The organism is Paraburkholderia sp. RL17-347-BIC-D, assembly GCF_046027915.1.
Lineage (GTDB): Bacteria > Pseudomonadota > Gammaproteobacteria > Burkholderiales > Burkholderiaceae > Paraburkholderia.
Genome location: NZ_JARESS010000140.1, coordinates 1 through 3,592, shown reverse-complemented (window position 1 = coordinate 3,592; position 3,592 = coordinate 1). Strand labels below are relative to the sequence as shown.

Here is a 3,592-nt window from a genome sequence, read left to right as displayed (position 1 = left end):
TTCAATGGCAGAGGCGCTGTGGTTCAGCCCGTGAGCTAACCCAATTGCCATAGGATGAGTCGATTTTGCCCATTGCTGCAGTGAAGACGTTCGCCGACCACTTGCGTGGGGATGCGATGCCACGACGTTATGACAGACATGACCTGACGTACGTAGAAGTCTTGGCTGGTATTGCTGAAAATATCATCAAGTTCAGCGAGTAAAGAAACAGAGGGTGGAACCTGATGTAACTGGATATCCACGGAATGACGCTACGTTGAACCGATTAAGGAAATGACCGTCGAGGAAGTGCAGTTAATAAATTCTGCGACGCAGCCTTTTTCCTCATTCAAACTTTCGTTGATACGCAGGAGCATGAAAATGAACTTCAACATTCGCAATCTAGTTATTGGTCTAACGGTGGCTCTGCCTGTACTTGCGAGCGCCCAGGAAGATGGTTCCCACATCACGCGTGAGCAGGTACGTGCTGAACTGGTAGCGCTCGAAAACGCAGGATATCATCCGAACAAAACCAGCCCGTACTACCCGGCAGACATTCAGGCCGCCGAGGCCAAGATTCACGCGGGCAACGCGGTGGGTGGAAAGCCGGAGACTTCCTATGGTGGTGTAACCAGCGCGAACCCCGAGTCTGCGCCTTAAACCAGCACGCCGTTTCCGCGTCATGGAGCAGCCATGTGGCACGCGCGTCCGTAAGCGCTCGAAATTTGGAGGTTCGTCCTCCACATTACCTGCGGCAGATCGGGCAGAGTCTGACGTGTGTGAAATTCCGTGTGGCTGCTCAAGACTTAGTGAATTGTGCATTGGAGTCGTTTTGGGCGATAGGTGACGGCGAGATGGAAAACCTGTCTTCGATATGTGCCTTCGTTGTGGTCGGCAAGCTCGATAGCTTTACAAAAGCATTGGACATGCCTCACCTATCCCGATCCAGCTGTTTTCAGACTGGTGTCCGACATCGATGAGCACCTGTGCGAAAAACAGCTGAATCGATCGGGACGGTATGTCGCCTTACGTCGGTCGGTGAGGGCGCTACTCTTTCGGCAGATAATTCTACGGTATCGCTACTTTTTCGGCGCGGAATTGTTCGGTTAGCTAATGACGTCATGAATTTTCCCTATTAGATCACTTTGGAGCCGAGCTTCAAGTTTAGACCACGTACTGTCTGGCTAAACTACTTCGTCGGCATAGGTTCCGCTTTGCTAAGCGCCGTCATTGGAAGACCTAGGAATCAGGGAAGTGAACGTAATATGACCGATTCAATGATGTCGCTGACCGTTGGGGTGTTTGGCATTTTTTGGTTCGGCTGCGCTTGCGTCTTTGTGATGGCGTTGGATTGTTTTTCGTGGACCTTGACGTGGAGTTTGCTCAAGTCAGTCGAAAATCGAGGTCAAGTTCGGAAGGCGATGTCAATCATCCATGTCCGTATTCGCACAGCCTATATGACACGCAATTTCGCCGGTAGTGGAGGTGGCGCGGTAGTCGGCTGGGTCTGGGGTCAATGGGGCTGGACAGGGGTCTGCGCTGCTGGGGCTTCTATTCTAGCTGTTCAATTGGTTCGGTGGCTGCTGCTGCAGCAAACATCTGGTCGGTATGCCAAAAATCGTTGTTGACCTCATTGTCGATGCACAACTCGATCGGCTCGAAAGGCTCTGCCTCTCTCTCTTTGATGGATGGTGCGAGAGAAGAAACGTAATACCTCTTGCTTACCTGATGAATGCGTGGCCGATTGTCTCTCCGAGCGTGATTGCCACGAGTCGATTGTTGCGTGCTCTCCGGGAACTTCAGCAATATCACGCAGAGATGCTAACGGCTGATGAGTATCGAGTTGTCACGCAGGTCTTAGCGATTGACGTCCGCAGGGTGGAACAGGATGCAGAGCGTCTCTCGTCATGACGCCCCATTGAATGGGCCCCGCGGCTACTGTATATAGATATCAAGCTGCGTGCAATTGAATCCGCAGTTCGGTCCTCCGAGAGATCGGACGCTTAGAGTGCAGTTCACGGAATTTTTAGAGCTTGCCTACGGAAGTGCATCGCGGCACGGGGCGCAGTACCGATTCGCCCGACGCTACGGTTGGCGAAGTTTCTCGATCTATCGCGAACCTAAGGCAGGAAATCTTGTTATGCGAAGGTGACACCGTATGTCGTGCGCAACGATGAGCGTTAGAGCGCCATCAAAATCAATGGCCGTACCAGCAACATTTGTTGTGCCGCTCCATCAGGTCTTCCGCAAATGCATTGAGGGAGGAATTTGGCTGCAGCAAGAGCGCTGGCAGGATCTGGCGAAGGTCTATCTCGGGATCGACCAGTACTTCCAATTGGTGATCGCTAATAGAGACGATGAATCGCATGATGGGAGTGGCAGATGCGGTGTCGTAAGGAGTGATGCAATAAACCTCACGGGTGCCGTGTGGCAGGCGGTGTGTATGGTCTGCGGAAGCCAGCTGACGAAGCCAAGAGTTCGGAAAAGTGTGTATAAGAAACCGCGAGAATACGCTTCGACTGACATACAGAGAATTTTCGACAGCTCTGCAAGCGCTTGATAATGATGGGGAAAACGCGCTTTAATTCCATCGAATGACCTAATCATTGAGATCGCTGGTCGTATTAGATGGTTCGGTATGGATAATATTTGATTATAATAATGCGTAGATAATTTTGTACATCTTTCCTCGATCTGAAGTCTTCCTTTAATGATGAAGAAATCTGTTATTTCAGGCAGAGGACGGCGGTGATAGAACGGGAATTTGTGAAGCACATATGGGTTAAGAGAAAATCCAATCACAGAGTTGGATTCTGGGATACGCGATGCGACGCTCTGATAAGCATGCTATCGCACCTACTCCTAGAATTTGTTCATAGGATTCACTATCCTAGGTTGTTTAAACAAGGTTCAGACAACCTGGGATAGTTCCTTCCTCGAAAAGATAAAGCCAGGAGACAGCGTGACGCTCACCGTACACGAGAGCCTAGTACCACTGGAGGCAGTCAGCCCGGATATGAACGGGCGCGACCAGTCGAGCACCGTTGCGATCTGCCGCACCTGCCCGAGAGACCGGCCACACAGCGGTGCGGTGGGATTGTCTCTGTATAACGAAATCAAAGAAAGGCTGATCAGTCAAGGTATGACCGTGATGATGGTCCATTGCCTCGGCAGTTGCCGGACGCCCTGTGCTGTTGCGCTTGACGCGCCGGCGAAGCCACGCGTACGTCTGTCGGGCCTGAAGGACATCAACGGCGCGGATCTGGTCGACGCTGCTCTGGAATACCAACAAGCGGCATCAGACGACGTGAGCGTCACAACGCTTCCGACGGCGTTGCAGGGTCACGTAACTGCGATTTCGCCGAAGCGAGGAAGAGGCACTTCATAGAAATGCGGCGCGCCAGACGCACCACACCACCTTCAACTTACCAAACACACTCTGGAAGGGCACATGAATCTCAAATATGACGATGTAGGGACGGGTACACCGGTTGTCCTCGTGCACGGACTCGGCGGTACCGGCAACGTTTTCGGAGCCCAGGTTGCGGTATTATCGTCCGGATTTCGGGTTGTGGTCCCGGACCTCCGCGGTTGCGGGCGCAGCGACAAGGGA

The 3,592-nt window shown here is 52.3% G+C and carries 4 protein-coding genes; all 4 read left to right on the top strand.

The annotated features are described in order from the left end of the window. Nucleotides 1-360 precede the first annotated feature (360 nt). Nucleotides 361-639, top strand: coding sequence for a DUF4148 domain-containing protein (locus P0D96_RS47610; protein ID WP_408321237.1), 279 nt, complete (start codon nt 361-363; stop codon nt 637-639). 605 nt (nt 640-1,244) lie between these two features. Further along, nucleotides 1,245-1,607 (top strand): hypothetical protein, encoded by a 363-nt coding sequence (locus P0D96_RS47605; RefSeq protein ID WP_408321235.1) that lies wholly within the window; start codon nt 1,245-1,247, stop codon nt 1,605-1,607. Nucleotides 1,608-2,941: 1,334 nt separating this feature from the next. After that, nucleotides 2,942-3,367, top strand: a complete 426-nt coding sequence (locus P0D96_RS47600; protein WP_408321233.1) for a DUF1636 family protein — start codon at nt 2,942-2,944, stop codon at nt 3,365-3,367. Between the two features lie 63 nt (nt 3,368-3,430). Then, on the top strand, nt 3,431-3,592 hold a 162-nt coding region (locus P0D96_RS47595; protein WP_408321239.1), incomplete at its 3' end, for an alpha/beta fold hydrolase.